General features: G+C 57.1%; 18 protein-coding genes. 2 read left to right on the forward strand and 16 right to left on the reverse strand.

Going from position 1 to position 18,304, the window contains the following annotated elements; translation table 11 throughout:
* Nucleotide 1: 1 nt before the first annotated feature.
* A complete protein-coding gene (locus GA0061071_RS09705; RefSeq protein WP_061494408.1) occupies nt 2-199 on the reverse strand; it encodes a hypothetical protein in 198 nt (65 codons plus the stop codon).
* A gap of 181 nt (nt 200-380) precedes the next feature.
* Between GA0061071_RS09705 and leuA the strand changes: the two genes are divergently transcribed.
* Complete coding sequence (gene leuA, locus GA0061071_RS09710; protein ID WP_088237077.1) at nt 381-2,051, forward strand: 2-isopropylmalate synthase; 1,671 nt, start codon at nt 381-383, stop codon at nt 2,049-2,051.
* On the opposite strand, the gene GA0061071_RS09715 is transcribed toward leuA, so the two are convergent.
* The 9 genes from GA0061071_RS09715 to yiaK all read right to left on the reverse strand — a co-directional run bounded on the left by GA0061071_RS09715 (nt 2,041) and on the right by yiaK (nt 10,576).
* On the reverse strand, nt 2,041-2,802 hold the full coding sequence (locus GA0061071_RS09715; protein ID WP_061494406.1) for an AraC family transcriptional regulator: 762 nt from the start codon (nt 2,800-2,802) through the stop codon (nt 2,041-2,043). The genes leuA and GA0061071_RS09715 overlap by 11 nt on opposite strands.
* A 157-nt stretch (nt 2,803-2,959) precedes the next feature.
* The gene (gene araD, locus GA0061071_RS09720) at nt 2,960-3,655 is read right to left on the reverse strand and encodes an L-ribulose-5-phosphate 4-epimerase (protein ID WP_061494405.1); all 696 of its coding nucleotides are present in this window, start codon (nt 3,653-3,655) and stop codon (nt 2,960-2,962) included.
* The gene (locus GA0061071_RS09725) at nt 3,649-4,509 is read right to left on the reverse strand and encodes an L-ribulose-5-phosphate 3-epimerase (RefSeq protein WP_061494404.1); all 861 of its coding nucleotides are present in this window, start codon (nt 4,507-4,509) and stop codon (nt 3,649-3,651) included. Before GA0061071_RS09725 ends, araD begins: the two co-directional genes overlap by 7 nt.
* Complete coding sequence (ulaD, locus tag GA0061071_RS09730; RefSeq protein ID WP_088237076.1) at nt 4,509-5,165, reverse strand: 3-keto-L-gulonate-6-phosphate decarboxylase UlaD; 657 nt, start codon at nt 5,163-5,165, stop codon at nt 4,509-4,511. The genes GA0061071_RS09725 and ulaD overlap by 1 nt, the downstream gene beginning before the upstream one ends.
* A complete protein-coding gene (locus tag GA0061071_RS09735; protein WP_088237075.1) occupies nt 5,162-6,667 on the reverse strand; it encodes an FGGY-family carbohydrate kinase in 1,506 nt (501 codons plus the stop codon). Before GA0061071_RS09735 ends, ulaD begins: the two co-directional genes overlap by 4 nt.
* A 100-nt stretch (nt 6,668-6,767) precedes the next feature.
* On the reverse strand, nt 6,768-8,087 hold the full coding sequence (locus GA0061071_RS09740) for an MFS transporter (RefSeq protein WP_061494401.1): 1,320 nt from the start codon (nt 8,085-8,087) through the stop codon (nt 6,768-6,770).
* Between the two features lie 52 nt (nt 8,088-8,139).
* On the reverse strand, nt 8,140-9,075 hold the full coding sequence (locus GA0061071_RS09745) for a DUF4862 family protein (protein ID WP_088237074.1): 936 nt from the start codon (nt 9,073-9,075) through the stop codon (nt 8,140-8,142).
* A 24-nt stretch (nt 9,076-9,099) separates the two neighbouring features.
* Nucleotides 9,100-9,567, reverse strand: coding sequence for a YhcH/YjgK/YiaL family protein (locus tag GA0061071_RS09750; protein WP_088237073.1), 468 nt, complete (start codon nt 9,565-9,567; stop codon nt 9,100-9,102).
* Between the two features lie 10 nt (nt 9,568-9,577).
* Nucleotides 9,578-10,576 carry a 3-dehydro-L-gulonate 2-dehydrogenase gene (gene yiaK, locus GA0061071_RS09755; protein WP_088237072.1) on the reverse strand — a complete coding sequence of 333 codons (999 nt, stop codon included), beginning with the start codon at nt 10,574-10,576 and terminating at the stop codon, nt 9,578-9,580.
* Nucleotides 10,577-10,822: 246 nt separating this feature from the next.
* Between yiaK and GA0061071_RS09760 the strand changes: the two genes are divergently transcribed.
* Nucleotides 10,823-11,617 (forward strand): IclR family transcriptional regulator, encoded by a 795-nt coding sequence (locus tag GA0061071_RS09760; RefSeq protein ID WP_061494397.1) that lies wholly within the window; start codon nt 10,823-10,825, stop codon nt 11,615-11,617.
* A 12-nt stretch (nt 11,618-11,629) separates the two neighbouring features.
* Here GA0061071_RS09760 and GA0061071_RS09765 read toward each other — a convergent pair whose 3' ends face one another.
* Genes GA0061071_RS09765 through GA0061071_RS09790 form a run of 6 tightly spaced genes read right to left on the reverse strand, consistent with a single transcriptional unit; the run spans nt 11,630 to nt 18,220 of the window.
* Nucleotides 11,630-12,376 (reverse strand): IucA/IucC family C-terminal-domain containing protein, encoded by a 747-nt coding sequence (locus GA0061071_RS09765; protein ID WP_088237071.1) that lies wholly within the window; start codon nt 12,374-12,376, stop codon nt 11,630-11,632.
* The gene (locus GA0061071_RS09770) at nt 12,363-13,157 is read right to left on the reverse strand and encodes an ABC transporter ATP-binding protein (RefSeq protein ID WP_088237070.1); all 795 of its coding nucleotides are present in this window, start codon (nt 13,155-13,157) and stop codon (nt 12,363-12,365) included. Before GA0061071_RS09770 ends, GA0061071_RS09765 begins: the two co-directional genes overlap by 14 nt.
* 15 nt (nt 13,158-13,172) lie before the next feature.
* Complete coding sequence (locus tag GA0061071_RS09775) at nt 13,173-14,204, reverse strand: FecCD family ABC transporter permease (RefSeq protein ID WP_088237069.1); 1,032 nt, start codon at nt 14,202-14,204, stop codon at nt 13,173-13,175.
* Nucleotides 14,194-15,174, reverse strand: coding sequence for a FecCD family ABC transporter permease (locus tag GA0061071_RS09780; RefSeq protein ID WP_088237068.1), 981 nt, complete (start codon nt 15,172-15,174; stop codon nt 14,194-14,196). Before GA0061071_RS09780 ends, GA0061071_RS09775 begins: the two co-directional genes overlap by 11 nt.
* Nucleotides 15,171-16,079 (reverse strand): ABC transporter substrate-binding protein, encoded by a 909-nt coding sequence (locus GA0061071_RS09785; protein WP_088237067.1) that lies wholly within the window; start codon nt 16,077-16,079, stop codon nt 15,171-15,173. The genes GA0061071_RS09780 and GA0061071_RS09785 overlap by 4 nt, the downstream gene beginning before the upstream one ends.
* A gap of 41 nt (nt 16,080-16,120) precedes the next feature.
* On the reverse strand, nt 16,121-18,220 hold the full coding sequence (locus tag GA0061071_RS09790) for a TonB-dependent receptor (protein ID WP_088237066.1): 2,100 nt from the start codon (nt 18,218-18,220) through the stop codon (nt 16,121-16,123).
* Nucleotides 18,221-18,304 lie beyond the last annotated feature (84 nt).

An 18,304-nucleotide genomic window follows, 5' to 3' on the forward strand; every position in this document is an offset into this window, starting at 1 on the left:
TTTACGCCCTCTTTAGTGCGTCAACGTGGCGTTTGAAATCCTCCTGTACCCGCTGGCAACGGATATTGACCGAGGTGTTACCGTCAGCATCAACGAGAATACGATCGCCATCTTCAATGGCATCCTGGATCTCACCATGGCTCATCACCTGCAATAACCGGTCTGGACTGGCGAATAAGGAATACAACATTTTTTTCATCACTGACCTCCGCAGCCAAGTATAGAAATCCACGACCGGCTATGCGGAATTTTAACCTTTTTCTTACTGACGCAGCGGCGGGCCTGCCGGTTGTCACTTTTAAGCAATAAGTTGTCATCTGCGCGTGCGCACGCCAATGGTTCTCTGTGGAAACTGGGGAAAAAACCGACGGAGAGCCAGGATGTTAACGACCCCCAGTGACAAATATAAACCGCACACGCCAGTGAAAATCAGCGACCGCCGCTGGCCGGACAACACCCTCACACACGCACCGCGTTGGTTGTCCACTGACCTGCGGGACGGCAACCAGGCACTCGCCGAACCCATGGATGCGGCACGTAAACTGACGTTCTGGGATTTACTGCTCGCCTGCGGGTTTAAAGAAATTGAGGTCGCCTTCCCGTCCGCATCGCAAACCGATTTCAATTTTGTGCGCCAGCTAATTGAGGAACAGCGCATCCCTGACGATGTCACTATTCAGGTCTTAACGCAGGCGCGGGAAGACTTAATTGCCCGCACCTTTGAATCGTTGCAGGGCGCGCACCGCGCCACGGTGCATTTATACAATGCCACAGCGCCCGTGTTTCGCGAGCAGGTCTTCCGCCAGAGCCGTGAAGAGATTGTCATGCTGGCCGTCAACGCGGCAAAACAGATCCGCCGCCAGTGTGAAGAGGCAACAGGCACCGCGTGGGTGTTTCAATACTCGCCGGAAACCTTCTGTTTTACCGAAGCCGAATTTGCGCTGGAGATTTGCGAAGCAGTAGCCGATGTCTGGGATCCCTCCCCCCTGCGGCCGATGATCATCAACCTGCCCGCCACAGTCGAAGTCAACACACCGAATGTGTACGCCGATCAGATTGAGCACTTTTGCCGCCATTTCTCCCGCCGGGAACAGGTCTGCATCAGCGTGCATACGCATAACGATCGTGGCACGGGCATTGCCAGCGCGGAACTGGCGTTGCTGGCTGGCGCTGAGCGCGTAGAAGGATGCCTGTTTGGCAATGGCGAGCGCACCGGGAATGCGGACCTGGTGACACTGGCGCTGAACCTCTATACCCAGGGCATCGCCCCGCAGCTCGATTTCAGCGAAATGAAAAAAGTGGTGGAGATCGTCGAAGCGTGCAACCAGCTCCCTGTGGCACCACGCCATCCTTACGCCGGAGAACTGGTATTTACGGCGTTTTCCGGTTCGCATCAGGATGCCATCAAAAAAGGGTTCGCCGCCCGCCAACTTGCTCCGGCCTCGTACTGGGAAGTGCCCTATCTGCCACTCGATCCGGCAGACGTAGGTTGCAGCTACGAGGCAGTGATCCGCGTGAACAGTCAGTCTGGCAAAAGCGGTGCGGCATGGTTGCTGGAACAGAACCATGGCCTGAGTCTGCCACGTAAACTGCAACAGGCCTTCAGCCAGCAGGTACAGCATGAAGCCGATCGCGCAGGAAAAGAGATGTCGCAAATGGCCATCTGGAACCTGTTCCGCCAGCGTTACGGCCTGGTGGATCAGCCCACTCTGCAACTGATTGAGTACACCTGCACTAACCAGCCGGGGCAAGAGACCGCCCTGTTGGCGGAACTCCGCTACGATGGCAAAGCACTGAAATTCGGTGCGACCGGCAACGGTTTTCTTTCCGCCGCCATCACCGCGCTGTGCCGAAACCTGAACATGGAGATCAACATTGAGAGCTATCACGAGCATACGCTGGGGAAACACAGCGACAGCCGCTCAGTCGCCTATGTCTGCTGCGAAAATAAAAAAGGCGACCGCGCCTGGGGCGTGAGCATTGATAGCGACATAACCCGCGCCTCATTGCAGGCGTTGCTGAACGCTGCAGGGCAGTTTATTACGGCGTAAAGTAATCGCCGGGCGGAACCCCCATCACCCGGCGAAACATGGCGCTAAAGGCGCTGGGATTCGCATAGCCAGAGTCCAGCGCCACCTGCGTAACCGGCTCACCTCTGGCCAGTCGTGTCAGCGCACCCAGTAATCGCGCGCGCCGCACCCATTCGCTGAACTGTAACCCGGTTTGTTGGTAGAAATGACGCGACAGCGTTCGCCCACTCATACTCACCTGGCGGGCGGCATTTTCCAGCGTCCACGCTCCGGCGGGCGTTGCACGCACCGCATCGCACAGCTGTTTTAAACGGGGTGATGAGGGTTCCGGTAAACAAAACGGCAGCGTGTTCATCAGGCGGATTTCATCGAGGATCAGTTCATAAATACGCTCCGCCCGCGTCCCGGCCTGATACGCCGCAGGCAGCTCCAGGGCGTTCACGATCAGCGCCCGCAATAACTCGCTGATCCGCACCACCTGGCAGATAACCGGCAGATCGGCGCGCGCCAGCGGCTGCACAAATACGCCCCGCGCCTGCACGTCGCCGTCAATATGCAGGGCATGCAAAACGTGCGCAGGGATCCAGACACCCCGGGTTGGCGGCACCACCCACGTCCCCTGCGCGGTTTCAACGCGGATCACCCCGCTCAGGGTATGAATCAGTTGATCGCAAGGGTGCGTGTGCCACGGCTCATGTTCGCCATGTCGGTAGTCATGGGCATAAGGGATCAGAGAACGGTGGGAGAAATCCAAAACGAAAGTCTGTTTCACGGCGCGCCTGTAGGAGTCATTGGCAGGGTCATCCTACCTTAAACAGCGCCGCGTTTTCTGTCATCCGTTGTCTGCAGCGCCGGAAAGCGGCAGGCCGAATCACAGACACACGCACAGGCCCGGTAAGCCTTACGCCACCGGGCACCGTGCAGAAAACTTACTGCCCGTAGTAGGCGTTTGAACCGTGCTTGCGCAAGTAGTGTTTATCCAGTAACGGTTGCTGCATATCTGGCAGTTGCGGTGCAAGCTGGCGGGAGAAAAGCCCCATATACGCGCACTCTTCCAGCACCACCGCGTTATGCACCGCGTCGGCAGCGTTCTTGCCCCACGCGAACGGGCCGTGGGAATGCACCAGCACCGCCGGGATCTGCATCGGGTCGATATCGCGCTGCTCGAAGGTTTTAATGATCACCTCGCCGGTCTGATACTCGTACTCACCGTTGATCTCCTCGTCGGTCATCAAGCGGGTGCAGGGGATCGCACCGTAGAAGTAATCCGCGTGGGTAGTTCCCCACGCGGGCAGATCCAGCCCGGCCTGCGACCAGATGGTGGCATGGCGAGAATGGGTATGTACAATGCCGCCAATTTGCGGAAAACGGCGATACAGCGCCAGGTGCGTTGGCGTGTCGGATGACGGCTTTTTATTGCCTTCCACCACCCTACCGCTGGCGATTTCCACCACCACCATATCCTCTGCGGTCATCACGTCGTACTCCACGCCGGAGGGTTTGATCACCATCCGTGTGCCGCTCTCATCCACCGCGCTGACGTTACCCCAGGTAAAAGTCACCAGATGATGGGCGGGCAGCGCCAGGTTGGCGGCCAGCACCTCGGCTTTCAGTTGCGCTAACATACCAATCCTCCTTCCTGCATACGGGCTTCGATCCAGCGGCGGGCCTGAATAATTTCCAGCACCGGCTCTTTGGCTTTTTCGGTCCACATTTCAATTAAAAACGCGCCGCGGTAGTTCAGTTGGTGCAGCGTACGGAACACGCCGACAAAATCGACGCAGCCTTCACCAAACGGCACATCACGGAACTGGCCGGGGCTCTTTTCCGTCACCGGCTGGGTATCTTTCAGATGAATAGCGGCAATGCGGTTGATACCCAGCGCCAGTTCAGCAGGCACATCATTACCCCAGGCCGTCAGGTTGCCCACATCCGGGTAGACGCTAAACCACGGCGAGGCGAGCATGTCGTCCCACTTTTTCCATTTGCTGATAGAGTTCATAAAGGCGGTATCCATAATCTCGACCGCCAGCATCACCTGCGCGGCGGCGGCCTGTTCCACCGCCCACGCCAGCCCATCGGCAAAACGCTGTTGTGTGCCCGCGTCATGCTCTTCGTAGTAAACGTCGTACCCGGCCAGTTGAATGGTGCGGATCCCCAGATCCCGCGCCAGACGGATAGCTTTTGTCATAATGTCCCGCGCCCGTTCACGCACGCGTTCATCGCGGCTGCCAAACGGAAAACGGCGGTGCGCCGATAAGCACATCGACGGAATAGACACTCCGGTTTCCAGCATCGCTTCCACCAGCGATGCCCGCTGTGTGGTGCTCCACTCCAGTCGCGAAAGCCGCTCATCGCTCTCATCAACAGACATTTCAACAAAATCGAAACCGCAGCTTTTCGCCAGCACCAGCCTTTCCGGCCAGCTCAGATCTTTCGCCAGCGCTTTTTCATAAATGCCCAACGGATGTGTACGCATTACTTCTCTCCCCAGATGGCATCAATGTGCTGATGAAACGCGCGGGCAATCTGCTGAGGGTTCGCCGCGCCGGATAGCGCGCGCCCGGCGATAAAGGCTTTCACGTTAATGTCCTTAAACAGCGGCAGATCCTCAGGCGTCAGCCCGCCGGTGACCGACAGTTCGAGACCGATATCAGAAAGCGCTTTCATCCGCGCCAGATCCGCATCGCCCCACTGCTGGCCGCTGGCCTGCGCATCACGACCACGGTGGTAAATCGCCTGGCGCACCCCCACGCGATACCAGTCGCGGGCATCCTCGAAAGTCCAGTTGCCAAACAGCTCAATCTGAATGTCACCGTGGTGCGCCTGCGCAACCGCGTGGCCTTTTTCGATAGTCGCCAGTGGCGCAGCGCCGATAATGGTCATCCAGTTCGCGCCCGCCCCAAGCGCCTGCTGTGCCAGCGTTTCCCCGGCGTCGGCGACTTTCCAGTCCGCAACGATGATCTTCTCCGGACACTGAGCGCGCAGTGCGCGTACGGCGTTTACCCCTTCGCACAGGCACAAAATGGTGCCGGCTTCGATGATGTCGACATGATCCTGTAACAGCGCCACATCACGTTGCGCGGCGTCGAGTCGGGTATGGTCGAGCGCCAGTTGCAGTAATGGTCGGCTCATAACGTCTGCTCCTTAATGCGGGCGTGAAAGCCCTGTAGTGCTTCAATCAAAATCTGGTAACGCGCGTATTTGCGCTGATAAGCGGCGTGGGCGGTCATGTCTGGTGTCAGGGTGCGAATGTCATGCTTTAAGGCCTGCTGCGCGTGGTGAAAGTCGCGGTACTCGCCGGTACCGACAAGGGCGGCAAGCGCCGCACCGAAACAGCCTGTCTCTTCCACCTGTGGCAGTTCGACGGGCAGTCCACTGACATCCGCCAGCATCTGCATCCACACATCGGAGTGCGCCGGACCGCCAGTGACGCGCAGTGCTTTAACGTGGGTAAAGCGTGCCAGCATGCGGTTAAGGTGCGTCATATGGCAGAACACCACCCCTTCGTAGACGGCCTGTAAAAGGTGCGCGCGGGTGTGCAGCGCCTGCATGCCGTAAAAACCGCTGGTCATCTCCAGACCCGCGTTGCTGCCATACAAAAACGGCAGGAAAAATAGCTCACTGCCCGCTTTTGGCAACGAGGCGACGGCGCGGTTTATCTCCTCAAACGACATGTCGCCCCACTGTGTGGTCAGCCACTCGAGGTTACCGGACGAGGTCGGGCTGGCTTCGTGCACAATGTACTGACCGTCGTTAACGTAGCGCCCGTAGACATAGGGGTGGGCTTCGTTGTCGCGAAGGCCATCCGCAATGCCGCTGGCCACGGCCCAGGTCCCCATTACCGCATTCAGCCGCTGTTCATCTTGCAGCCCGGCGCAGATCGCGGTGGAAACCACATCAAACAGACCGCCAACGACGGGCGTACCCGCCGCGAGACCGGTTATGGCGGCTGCCTGAGCGGTGATTTCCCCGCAGATGTCTGCTGAGCCCACAATCGGCGGCAACGCCGCATCAATTTCGCCAATCCCCAGCCACTGCGACAGACGTGCGTCGTAGCAACCTTGGGACATGTTGTAGAGGTTGGATTCCGAGATATTGCTCTCTTCACAGCCTTTGACGCCGGTCAGACACCAGCGCAAATAGTCGTGCCCCATCAGTACACAGCCAATCTGCGCATAACGCTGCGGCTCGTTCTCTTTCAGCCAGCGCAGCAACGAGACCGGGTGACCTGTCCACAACGTCTGGCGGGTCAGCGGATAGAGCCGTTGTGGAATGCCATCCTGCTGCCAACGCTTCACTACCTCCAGCGCCCGGCGGTCGGACGAGAGCATCGCATTGCCCAGCGGCTGATCGTTTTTATCCAGCAAAAACAGCCCCTTGCCCTGTGCAGAAATACCCACGCCGCGAATGCGTTCGCCGGAGGTGTGGGTGCGTTGCAGCAAACGGGAAAGGGTCTGGGCGCAGACCGTCCACAACGCGTGCATGTCGCGTTCGGCATACCCGGGTTGCGGGCTAAGCGTCTTCAGAGACTGGCGTTCAATACCGTGCTCCCTGCCCTGGCTGTCATACAAACCGGCTTTCAGATAAGTACCGCCACAATCGATACCCAGCCAGAAGGTCTCTTTCTCACTCATCGTCGTGCTCTCGTTTTTATTGCCGGATGGCGTCGGCCTTATCCGGCTTACAGAATCGGTCATTCTTTTGCCCGGTCAGCCCGTACCGCCGGGCAGGTTGTCAGGCTTCGCGTTTACGGGTGCTGACCGGGCTGACAGAGACGTTTCCCGCGTCGCACTTCGCCGGGAGCAACAGCGCCATCAGCGCCGCCAGCGCCAGTGAAATGGCAAGGCAATACACCCCAGCATCTTTGCTGTAGAGGTTGATCAGCACACCTACGGCATAGGGGCCGCAGAAACCACCGAGGTTGCCCAGCGCGTTAATCACCCCACGTGCCCCGCCCGCCATCTCTGCACTGAACAGACGTGCCGGAATGGTCCAGAACACACCCGCTGCCGATTGCAGAAAGAAACCGCACCCCACCAGCGCCGCATATGACAGCCAGATGCTCTCTTTCAGCGCCACGGAGAGGAACATGCACAGCGCAAATCCCAGCAGCGGGACAGAAACGAACAGTTTGCGTTTACCGGTACGATCAGAAAGGGACGAGAAGAGGAACATCCCGGCAATGGCCCCGATGTACGGCAGGATGGCGAGCATGCCCACCTGCCCCATGGTGCTGTGGGTTAACTCTTTCAGAATGGTCGGCAACCACAGGGTGTAACCGTAAATCCCGGTCTGATAGAAGAAGTTGAGGGCGATCAGTTGCCACATGGTTCTGTCGGACAGCACGGCGCTCAACGAGGCGTTTTTCACCTCTTTGCCAGCAATTGCGCGTTGCTCAGCGGCCAGTGTCTCCACCAGATATTTTTTCTCTGCTTCGGTGATCCAGCGGGCTTCCTGCGGACGGTCATAAATCGTCAGTGCCCACAGCACCAGCACCACCAGTGAGAGCAGACCTTCAATAATAAACAGCCAGCGCCAGTCCAGCGCGGTGATGATCCAGCCGGAAAGCGGCGCGGTTACAATACCGGCAATCGGCACAAACATGATCACAATGGCATTGGCACGCCCGCGTTCCGCATCCGGAAACCAGTTACTGATCATCGTCAGCACCACTGGCAACATACCGCCTTCCGCTACACCAAGTAGGAAGCGCAGCGCCAGCAGTTGATACTGATGGGTAACAATACCGGTCAGGACGGAGATCACCGCCCAGGCCACCAGCGACCAGCCAATGAATTTTTTGCCACTGCCGTGAACGGCGATTTTGCCGCCCGGCACCTGCAAAAACAGATAACCAATAAAGAAAATGCCTCCGGCGAGGCCAGCCATGGATGCAGAAATTCCTAATTCCTGATCCATCCCGCCAGGCATGGCGAACGCGATATTCACGCGGTCCATATACGAAATAATACAAGCGATAAGAATAGGAGGAATTATTCTTAACCAGCGCTGGCGCGGAATATCCGCAGATGTAGAGTAAGAGGACGTATTCATAATTAGCATCTCGTTAAAAGTAACTGGTATGCGATGTCAGATATTTTTGTATTTATTGTCTGGCTTTCTGTAAGGCGTTAATGCCGTCGCGTAATATATTCACGCGATGTTCCACACTGGCGTTGGCATCAATTTCCAGTAATTTAATACCGGTAAAGGACAAACTTTCTGGCGCAGCGACCTGATATAAGGCTTTGGCACTGTCGACAGTTAATAAACTCTCCGGGCAGAACGGCGCGAACGGTGCGTGCAGATCCTGCCACTCCCCGTACGGGCCGTTTTCCGTGGTACCGGAAAACATCAGCCCACGCAGTTTTCCTGCTTGTTGCGCCTGACGGGTATGGGCCAGCGGTAGCGTGGTGTTGCGCCCTTCAATGGCGGAACGCGCCCAGTTAATGCACACACCGATGTCATAACCCGCCAACGTCTCCAGCACGTTCTCCAGCGGTAAAAACCCTTTGCGCGGCGCAGTGGCATTCATGGCATCACAGTGTTCCAGTACCAGTTCGCACGTCCAGTCCCAACGGGCTATCTCCTTGATAGAGCGGGCAAACGCCTCGGTGGCCTGTTCCACGCTGGCACTGCCCGCCAAAGGCGCAGCCTGCATTTCCAGCGCGACAACTTTGCCGGGGACACGGGCATTCAGCGCAGCGATCTTGTCATGCACATGACGGTAATACGCCACGCAGGCGCGGCGCTGCGCTTCATCACTGGAGGCGAGACCAAAACCGCGTTCGCCACCGCCACGGCGACGCATGGTTTCCATCACCGCCGTGACGACAATGTGCCACTCGCCCGGCGTATGCGTTAACAACCATTCGTCACCCAGCGGGTGCAGGTTTTCCAGGCACGGCTGCTCCAGCCCGGCAATGTGCGGGGTATCCGCCAGTTGCCGCCAGAAATCCCGTTCTTGTTGCTCCCCTTGTTGGTGAAAAGAAGGCGCGCAGGGATACGCGCCGATAATATACCCGGCGTTATGACGCTTCATATTTAGCTCCTGCTTATTCGCGAATTAATTCAACGCAGAAATAGCCACCTTAACGACAATTTTACGAATAGGCGTGGCGCGATATTTATTACAGGCGGGACGGTGTACATCCTGTGGAAAAAATATCGCGTAGCTGCCTGGTACCATTTCAAAAAAAGATTCGTTCTCGCTCGCCTGGTAAAAAATAATATCGCGCTGATCCAACAAGTTTTCCGCAATAACATTATTACCGGTGTCGATGGCTATGCCGATCTCTTCTTCACCCCATGCCATAAACTGGATATCCAGATACTGGCGGTGCACTTCTGGTTTTTGCTCCTCGCGGGGCCGGGTGGTGAGATCGAGGATCTGCGCAAAAATGGTACGCCCTTCGATTTCGACCACGCCAGGCTCCAGCGTGCGGAAATCCGTGGTGCGCAGGAAATCGAGCGCTTTTTCAATCGCGGCCGGTAAACGGCAGGGATTGGGCTGTGAAATATGGCCGAATAGCATTGTTCGCTCCTTACAGCGCCTGGATCTTCGCCCATACGCTGTCATCAACGGTAATACCGTTGCGACGGTTTTCTTCCAGCAGGCGCGTAAATTCATGGCCTGGCAGACGGACAGGTGCGTTTTCATCCGCACGTTCCGCGCTGGTGATGTAATCCATAATGCGTTGCAGTTTGGCGTCGCGGCTTGCGCCATCGATCAGCTTATCAACTTCGATGGCGATAAATACCTGCGAAATGCCGTATTCATCGCTGTTCTCTTCGGTGACTTCAGCAACTGAGGCCCCGTCCGACAGCAGGGTGGCGATCATGTCCAGCACGATGGATAGACCGGAACCTTTCCAGTAGCCCATCGGCAGAATGCGGCGGTTTTTCTCAATCACGCCGGGTTCTTTCGTTAACTTACCGTCATCGTCAAAACCGCCATCTACCGGCAGTTCGCGTCCGGCCAGGCGATTTACTTCCAGCATGCCGTAGGAGAACATCGACATCGACATATCCACCATGGTGATTGGCGTAGAGGGGATCGCCACAATCAGCGGGTTGGTGCCAATACGGCACTCTTTTGCCCCCCACGGTGGCATCACGGCGATGGAGTTGGTCCAGCAAATGCCGATATAGCCCTTCTCCGCCGCCTGCCAGCCATAGCTGCCGCCGCGCATCCAGTGGTTGGCATTACGCACTGCTACCAGACCAATACCGTGATCGGATGCCAGTTCAATCGCGCGATCCATCATCTTCTTCGCCGTTAAGTTGCCAATCGAACGCTGCGCGTCCCACTGCTCAATCGCGCCAAGGTTCGCAATGCGCTTCGCCTGCGCGTCCGGAATGATGTCACCGGCATCCAGTTGCTGAATGAAACGCGGAAAGCGATTCACGCCGTGTGAATAGACACCCGACTCAGTGGTACGGGCAAACATCTCCGCGCAGGCATCGGCAGTCTCTTCATGCACATTGCGGGAACGCAAAACGCGTTTGAAGGATTGCTTAAGCTCTTCGAAGGTAACCTTCATCTTTTTCTCCTGGTTGCATCACACTTCTGTGCTGTTTTTTATACCCCTTAATTTCAAAATACGAAATACCATTCCACATAACAAAACACTGATGTGTGATCCACGCTTCACTTTAAATTTCTAAATTGATTATTATCAAAGACTTATAAACATGATCTGATTTTGTGTGGCCCGTTCCATTTTGCGCTAGTATTGAGGCTGGCAAAATTAACGGGTCCAAAAGCGGCAGGAAGCGAGAACGCATCAATGCAAGACGAAAAAGAGAAACCGGCGGGCAGTCAAAGCCTGTTCCGCGGATTACAACTGCTGGATATTCTGAGTAACTACCCGAATGGCTGTCCCTTAGCCCATCTGTCCGAACTGGCGCAGTTGAATAAAAGCACTGTCCACCGTTTGTTACAGGGGCTGCAATCGTGCGGTTATGTCAAACCGGCACCCGCAGCAGGGAGCTACCGGCTGACCACCAAATGTATCGCCATCGGGCAAAAAGCGTTGTCTTCGCTGAATATTATTCACGTGGCCGCCCCCCATCTTGAAGCCCTCAATCTGGCGATCGGGGAAACCATCAACTTTTCCACACGCGAAGATGACCACGCGATTTTAATTTATAAATTAGAACCCACTACCGGCATGTTAAGAACGCGGGCCTATATTGGGCAGCATCAGGAGTTATATTGCTCCGCAATGGGCAAAATATATATGGCTTTCGGTCAGCCGGAATATGTTGAGCAATACTGGAAAAGCCATCGCGAACATATTAAACCGCTCACCCGTTACACCATTGATAAGCTCGATGTGATGCAACAGGAGTTGAAAGAGATCCGCGCACAGAAATGGGCAAAAGACCGAGAAGAGAATGAGTTAGGCGTCTCCTGCCTGGCGGTTCCGGTGTTCGACATTTATGGTCGGGTGCCTTATGCCGTGTCTATTTCTTTATCCACTTCACGCCTTGAATTATTAGGCGAAACGCGTCTGCTTGAGGCGCTACAAAATACCGCCAAAGAAATTTCACGGGAATTAGGTTACGAAGCCGACGTGTAAAACAGGTGCCCGTTAGCTTTTTTTTAGCAGCGGGCAGTTATGACAATACTCCACCGGTTGTGATGCCTTGTAATAAAAACAGCAGGTGCGACGAAAACGCACCGGCTGCCCTGCCGCATTGTTTTGCAACGGTCGACGAAAGCGTTTTAACGGGTTCCATGCCAGCCCAAACTGTTCCGGCTCAGCCTGTTCCAGCAGCCAGTGGAAATCCGCCTGCCGACGCTGTTCCTGCACCGCATCCAGCGTCTCCATACGACCCTGGTACAGCGAATAGATCCGCACGGCAGTGTTTTCCCACAAGATAGCCTCCGGCACACCGCTTACCCGCGTCAGGCTTTGCCACAGTGGCGCAAAATAGCCCTTAAACAACGTGCTGACTATCTCCGCACGCCAGCTCTCACGTTCCCCAGAGAAGGCCAGCGTGGTCGTAAAATCCGCAGGTAATGAAGAGCGCCACATCCCCTTATCGTGCGCATACTCCAGTCGACTGTCGGTTAACGACAATAGCAGACCTTTATCAAACACCGTCATGGCATACAGCACATTGCCGGAGGCGAGAAACGCCAGCCGTTTGGCAAGCAACGACGCGGCGATCGCCAGATCCGGCGCGCCCAGAAGCATCATCACCCGTTGCAACACTGCGCGGCAGGTATCGTCATCCAGCATGGCGGACGCGGGCACGCTGCGTTCATCTGCCTGCGCCTGACTGCACAGACGAAACGTGTTTTGCAGCCAGGCGTACTCTTCAGGACTCAGCATGCAACTCACCGGGAAAAGGGATACACAGCGGTGTGTGGAAAAAGGGATCGTCGATGATGCGGCAACGCAGGTTAAACACATCCTGCACCAGTGTTTCACTCATGATCTGCTGCGGCGCGCCCTGCGCATAGACGCGCCCGTCATGCACTGCCACCAGATGGTCAGCATAGCGGCAGGCCAGATTGAGATCGTGCAGCACCATCACAATGGTTTTTCCCTGCTGGCGATTGAGCATGCGTAACAGTTCAAGGATCTCAATCTGATGCGCCAGGTCGAGATAGGTCGTGGGTTCGTCTAATAACAACGTACCGGTGCCTTGCGCCAGCGTCATGGCGATCCACACGCGCTGTCGCTGCCCACCGGAGAGCGCATCCACCGGACGGTGCTGTAAAGCGGCGGTGCCCGTCAGGCGCAATGCCTCATTGACCTGCTGATCGTCCTCTTCAGACCACTGGCGTAACCAGTTCTGCCAGGGAAAACGCCCAAGGCTGACCAACTGGCGGACGGTGATCCCCTCTGGTGCAATCGGGGTTTGCGGCAGGATCGCCAGCTTTTGTGCCACCTGTTGCGTGGCGCTGGCGTGGATATCCAGGCCATCGAGAATGACACGACCGGACTGCGGCGTTAACAGGCGCGCCATCGCTTTTAGCAGCGTGCTTTTGCCACAGCCGTTGCTGCCAATCAGCACCGAGACGCGTCCTGCGGGCAGGCTCAGATCCAGCGCATTGATCACCGTTTGCTGTTGATAGCTGACGCTAAGCTTGTCAGTTGAAAGAGACACAGGTTCCTCATTGCATTACGTCCGCTGCCGGATAAGCAGCCACAAAAAGAATGGCGCACCGGCAAGCGCCACAAAAATACCGGCCGGGAGATCGGCGGGCCGGAACAGCGTTCGTGCCGCCAGATCGGCAATCATTACCATCACACCCCCACCACTTACTGCCACGCAGGCCTGGCCGACAATGCCGTTACGCACCCACAACCGGGCAATGTGCGGTGCAATCAACCCGACAAATGCCATCGCCCCCACCTGCGCAATCGCGCCGCCCGCCAGCACCACACAGCCGAGCATCAGCAACACGCGAACCGTGTTCACCCGAATCCCTAACCCCAGCGCCTGCTCATCATTCAGTTGCAGTACTTTCAGGTAACGAATAAGAGAACACAGCAGCGGAACCGCCCACAGATAAACGGCAAGCAGGTGCAGCACTTTTTCCCATGTGGCGGCGTACACGCTGCCGCTCAGCCAGACCCATGCCGACAGTGTGGTGGTGAGCGGGCTGAACACCAGCACCAGCGATACAATCGCGCCCGCCAGCGCTGAAACGCCGACGCCCGTCAGGATCAGCCGCAGCGGCGTGAGCCCTTTGCGCCAACTGAGCAGAAAAACCAGCCCCACCGCACAGGCTGCGCCGGCCATCGCCGCATAAGGCAGCATGCCGCTGCCATACTGCAAACTGAAGCCCGCCAGCCAGATCAATGCGCCCGCGCTGGCTCCGGTGGTAACCCCCAGCGTATCCGGTGAGGCCAGCGGGTTACGTACCAGTGTCTGGATAATCAGCCCTGCGATACCGAGGCCGCCACCCGCCAGTAACGCCAGCGCCACACGGGGTAAACGCAATTCATGGATAATAAAACTCTGTGGCGATGCGTCCGGACTGAGCAACAGTGCGAAAGTTCGCGAAAGCGGCAGCAACACATCGCCAATACTTAACGACACCAGCGCCAGCAGCAGCGTCACAAGCAGGCAACTGAGCACCAGCGGAACACGCCCGCGTGCCGACTGGCGGGAAAACACGCCCCAACGCAACACCGGATTACCCCGCATGGCTCCCCCTTCGCTGCGCCAGCATGATAAAAAATGGCGCACCCAGCAGTGCGGTCATCACGCCAACCGGCACCTCCTGCGGCACAATGATCAACCTGGCGGTGATATCGGCCGCCAGCAGCAGTAACGCGCCCAGCAGTGCACAAGCGGGTAAGGTCCGACGTAAATCGCTGCCGAAGATCTGGCGAACAATATGCGGGACCACCAGCCCGACAAAACCGATATTACCGGCCAGCGCCACCGCGCAGCCTGCAAGGCCAACCACCAACATGCAGGCAATCAGCCGCACCCGGGCAATGTTCTGCCCCAGCCCACGGGCGATCGTTTCCCCGGCGTTCAGTACATTCATCTGGCGCGAGAACAGCACCGCAATCACCATCAGCCCGGTGCCCGGCAACAGCAGCGGATAAAGCCGCGTCGCATCACTGGCGGACAGACTGCCCGCCAGCCAGAACAGCATCGTATCGAGGCTTTGCTGATCAATAACGAGGATCGCCTGGGTGAAGGCGTTACACAGCGCGGTGATCGCCACCCCGGCCAGCACCAGCCGCAGCGGATTAAGCTGACCTTGGCTGACGTTACTGACAAACCACACCAGCATGCCGGTGGTACACGCGCCGAGAAACGCCAGCAGCAGAGTGATCCACGGGTCGCCAATGGAAAACAGCGTACCGGCCAGCACAATCATCAGCGCCGCCCCGGCATTCACGCCAAACAGCCCCGGCGCAGCCAGCGGGTTACGGGTTAAGGCCTGCATCAGCGCCCCGGCAACCGCCAGAAACGCGCCCACACACATCGCCAGTACCGTGCGCGGCAAACGCGAGGTCTGAATAATGGTATCCGCCGCGCGGGTCGCCTCCGGGTGCAGCAGAGCAGCGGCAATCTGCGTCGGGGTATACCAGCCCGCGCCCGCCATCATGCTGAGCAATGCCAGTACTCCCAGCAAAAGCGCGCAGAGCAGAAACTTCATTGCCCCTCCCCGCGCACAAAACGCTCTACATCGTCCACGATGTGATTCGCCCCCAGAATCCCGCCGGAGAGGCTCCAGGGCACACTGTCCACCGTCATAATGCGCCGCGCTTTTACTGCCCGCAGTTGCTGCCACAGCGGGTGGGCAATCAATCGCTGGTACTGGCGGTCAATGGCCGGGGTGTTGGCGCGTAGCAGGATGAAAAAGAGATCCGCATCCAGCAGCGGGATGTTCTCCAGCGTGGAGAAGCGCAGCGAGGCGCTACGGGTTTGCGCCGCCTGAGCATTCCACCTAAAGCCCAGTTCTGACATCACCGAGCCAGGAAAACTGTGTGCCACATAGCTACGGATGTGATCCGGGCGAACTTCAATCACCGATACCTGCGGCGGGCTTTGCGCAGAAAACTGCCGCACCATTGAGGCCTTGATTGCCGCCACACGGCTGTCCCAGCGTTGCAGCAGCATCGCAGCAGCAGGGCTCAGGCCAAGCGCATCGGCCACCACGGTCAGCGTTTTTTTAAACTCAAACACATCATCCAGCAGCGTGACCGGGGCGATCTTCGCCATTACGGGCACGATATCCTGGTGGCGAAAGCGCGACGCAAAGATGCGATCCGGTTGCAACATGGCGATTTTTTCCAGCGCGGGCTGCGTTTCGAGTCCCAGTTGCGCCACCGTGGACACCATCGGACGCAAATAGCGGTACACCGGTTTTTCCGCCCACGACTCAACGATGCCGCACGGTGTCACACCGAGCGCCACCAGGCTGTCCGTCGCGCCCTGGAACAGAGAAACCACGCGCGGTAAACGGGGTGTAGCGGCAAATAGCGACGGCGACAAACCGCCAAACAAGAGTGCCTGGAGTAATCGTCTGCGCCGCAGCGAGCAATAAACAGAAGTCATCATCGTCAATCCGTGCTGTCGCCCCTTTTCAGAGGCGACGCGGGTCAGAAATCGAGACTGTAGCCCAGCGTTGCGGTACGTCCGCGCCCGGCGAAGTAGCGATCCTCATCCACGGATGCACTCTGTGAGTAATAGGTGATGTACTGTTTATTCAGCAGGTTAGAAACCCCCAGACTGAGCTGACCGTACGGCAGTTTATAGCCGACCGCTGCATCCACCAGCACGTAGCCAGAGAAGTCTTTTGCCGCGTCATCAAACGACTTGCTGAGTGCCCAGTTGGCCTGCAGGAAGGTGGTCAGTTCCGCGTTCCAGTTTGCCGACCAGTTAGCAATGATGCGGTCCGGGGCGATGTTCAGGCCATCCAGCTTCGCATCGAGGCTGCCGTTGTTGTCGCTGTCGTAACGCCCGCGCATATGCGACCAGGAGACGGTGAATTTGTGGTCCGCATTCGGTGTATAGCCCGCACTCAGTTCCACACCGTCAATTTCGGTTTTCTCACGGCGGGCAACAAAGGCATCGTTGAGCAACTCCACACGGCTGCCCAGTTTGGAGGTGGACTGGTAATAGCTGGCTTCAAAATCAAACGGCGCGTGCTGCACGCGGAAGCCCACTTCACTGTTTTTGGTGACGATCGGTTGCAGACCGGAGTAGTCATCCAGTTTAACACCAGGTGTGTCGATGCCGCGCAACACGCGCCCGACATCCGGCACGGTGAAACCTTCACTGTAGCTGGCGAACAGACTCAGTGGTTCAACCGGCGTCCAGACAATGCCCGCATTGTAGAGGGTTTTATCGAATGAAGGATTGCCGCCTTCCACCGTGACGCGATCGTTGGCCCATACCGTCTGGTAACTGTCGATATTCAGCCGCGCATATTCATAGCGCACACCGCCGCTGAGTTTGACGGAGGCCACCGGGCTGTACTCCAGTTGCAGGAACGGTGACAGATCGGTGTAATTAATTTCCGGTACATAAGTACGCCCGGTGCCCCACAGATCCTGTTTTGAGTTATCAAACAGCGTGTCAAAACCGACCGTCGCCTTAATGCGATCGTCCCAGATGTCATCTTTGGTCAGGGCAATTTTGCTGCCGTACTTATCGGTATACGCACGCGTTTGGTCATAAAGCGTGCCGAGGGGCGCAATGTTCGGATCCTGGAATGACGAGGAGTTAGTGGCGCCAAACAGCGCTTCGTAGCGCTGATAATAGGCCAGCACATTGAGCTTCATGCCCGCCAGGTTGTAGTTATCGTAGGTGGTGCCTACCGTCCAGACATCGTTATGCGGCGCGACGCCTTCCGGGTTGCCTTTCACCGACGTGGTAACAATACCGGCCTCGCGATCGCCGGTCACGCTGACGTAGTTATCTTTATTTTTCAGGCGGTAGCGATTCAGGCTCAGTTGCACGCGCTGATCGTTATCCAGCCAGTAGCCCACTTTCGCCAGCAGATCCCAGGCGCGGGAATCCATCAAATCGCCCTGTGTATTATCAACGCCAATGGCGTGATGATTGGCGTCTTTGAACAGGCCCTGATCTTCATAGCTCAACGCAAACACGTAGTCGATGTACTCTTCGCTGCCGTTGATGCTGTAGTTGGTTTTGTACGACAGCGTATCGCGGTCGAAGGCCGCTGTTGGCGTGGTGGTTTCCACGCTGACGTGCTGATTTACCGTTCCTGGCTTTGCACGTTTGGTAATGATGTTGATCACCCCGCCGGTGGCTCCTACGCCGTTGCTGGCGTTGGCCCCTTTGATCACTTCAATCCGCTCAATCATCGACGCATCAATGGTGTGCATTTCACGTCCTGTTGGGCGCAGCGGGTTCGATTGCGGAATGCCGTCAATCATCACCAGCGGCGTTCTGCCACGCAGCGTCTCGCCGCTGCCGGACATTTTTTGCCGTGGCGGAGAAAATGATGGGATCAGGTTGCTGAGGATCTGCGACGTGTCAGAAGTGACCTGACGCTGCTGCGCGATCTCTTGTTCAGTGATGACTTTGATGACCTGGGGGGAATCATTGCGCGAACCGTCGGTTCGTGTGGCGGTCACAATCATTTCGTCACTGTTATCACCTGTTCCACCCTGCGCATAAAGCGGAGCGGCGATGAGCAGTGAGAGCACGCCGTACAGCGGGGAAAATCTCATGCAAGCTATCCTCATTCTTCAATTCCCTCACAACCGCAAGGGATCATTCCGTCATAAAATCAAATAACAACAATAAGAAACAAT

Source organism: Kosakonia oryzendophytica (assembly GCF_900094925.1).
Classification (GTDB): domain Bacteria; phylum Pseudomonadota; class Gammaproteobacteria; order Enterobacterales; family Enterobacteriaceae; genus Kosakonia; species Kosakonia oryzendophytica.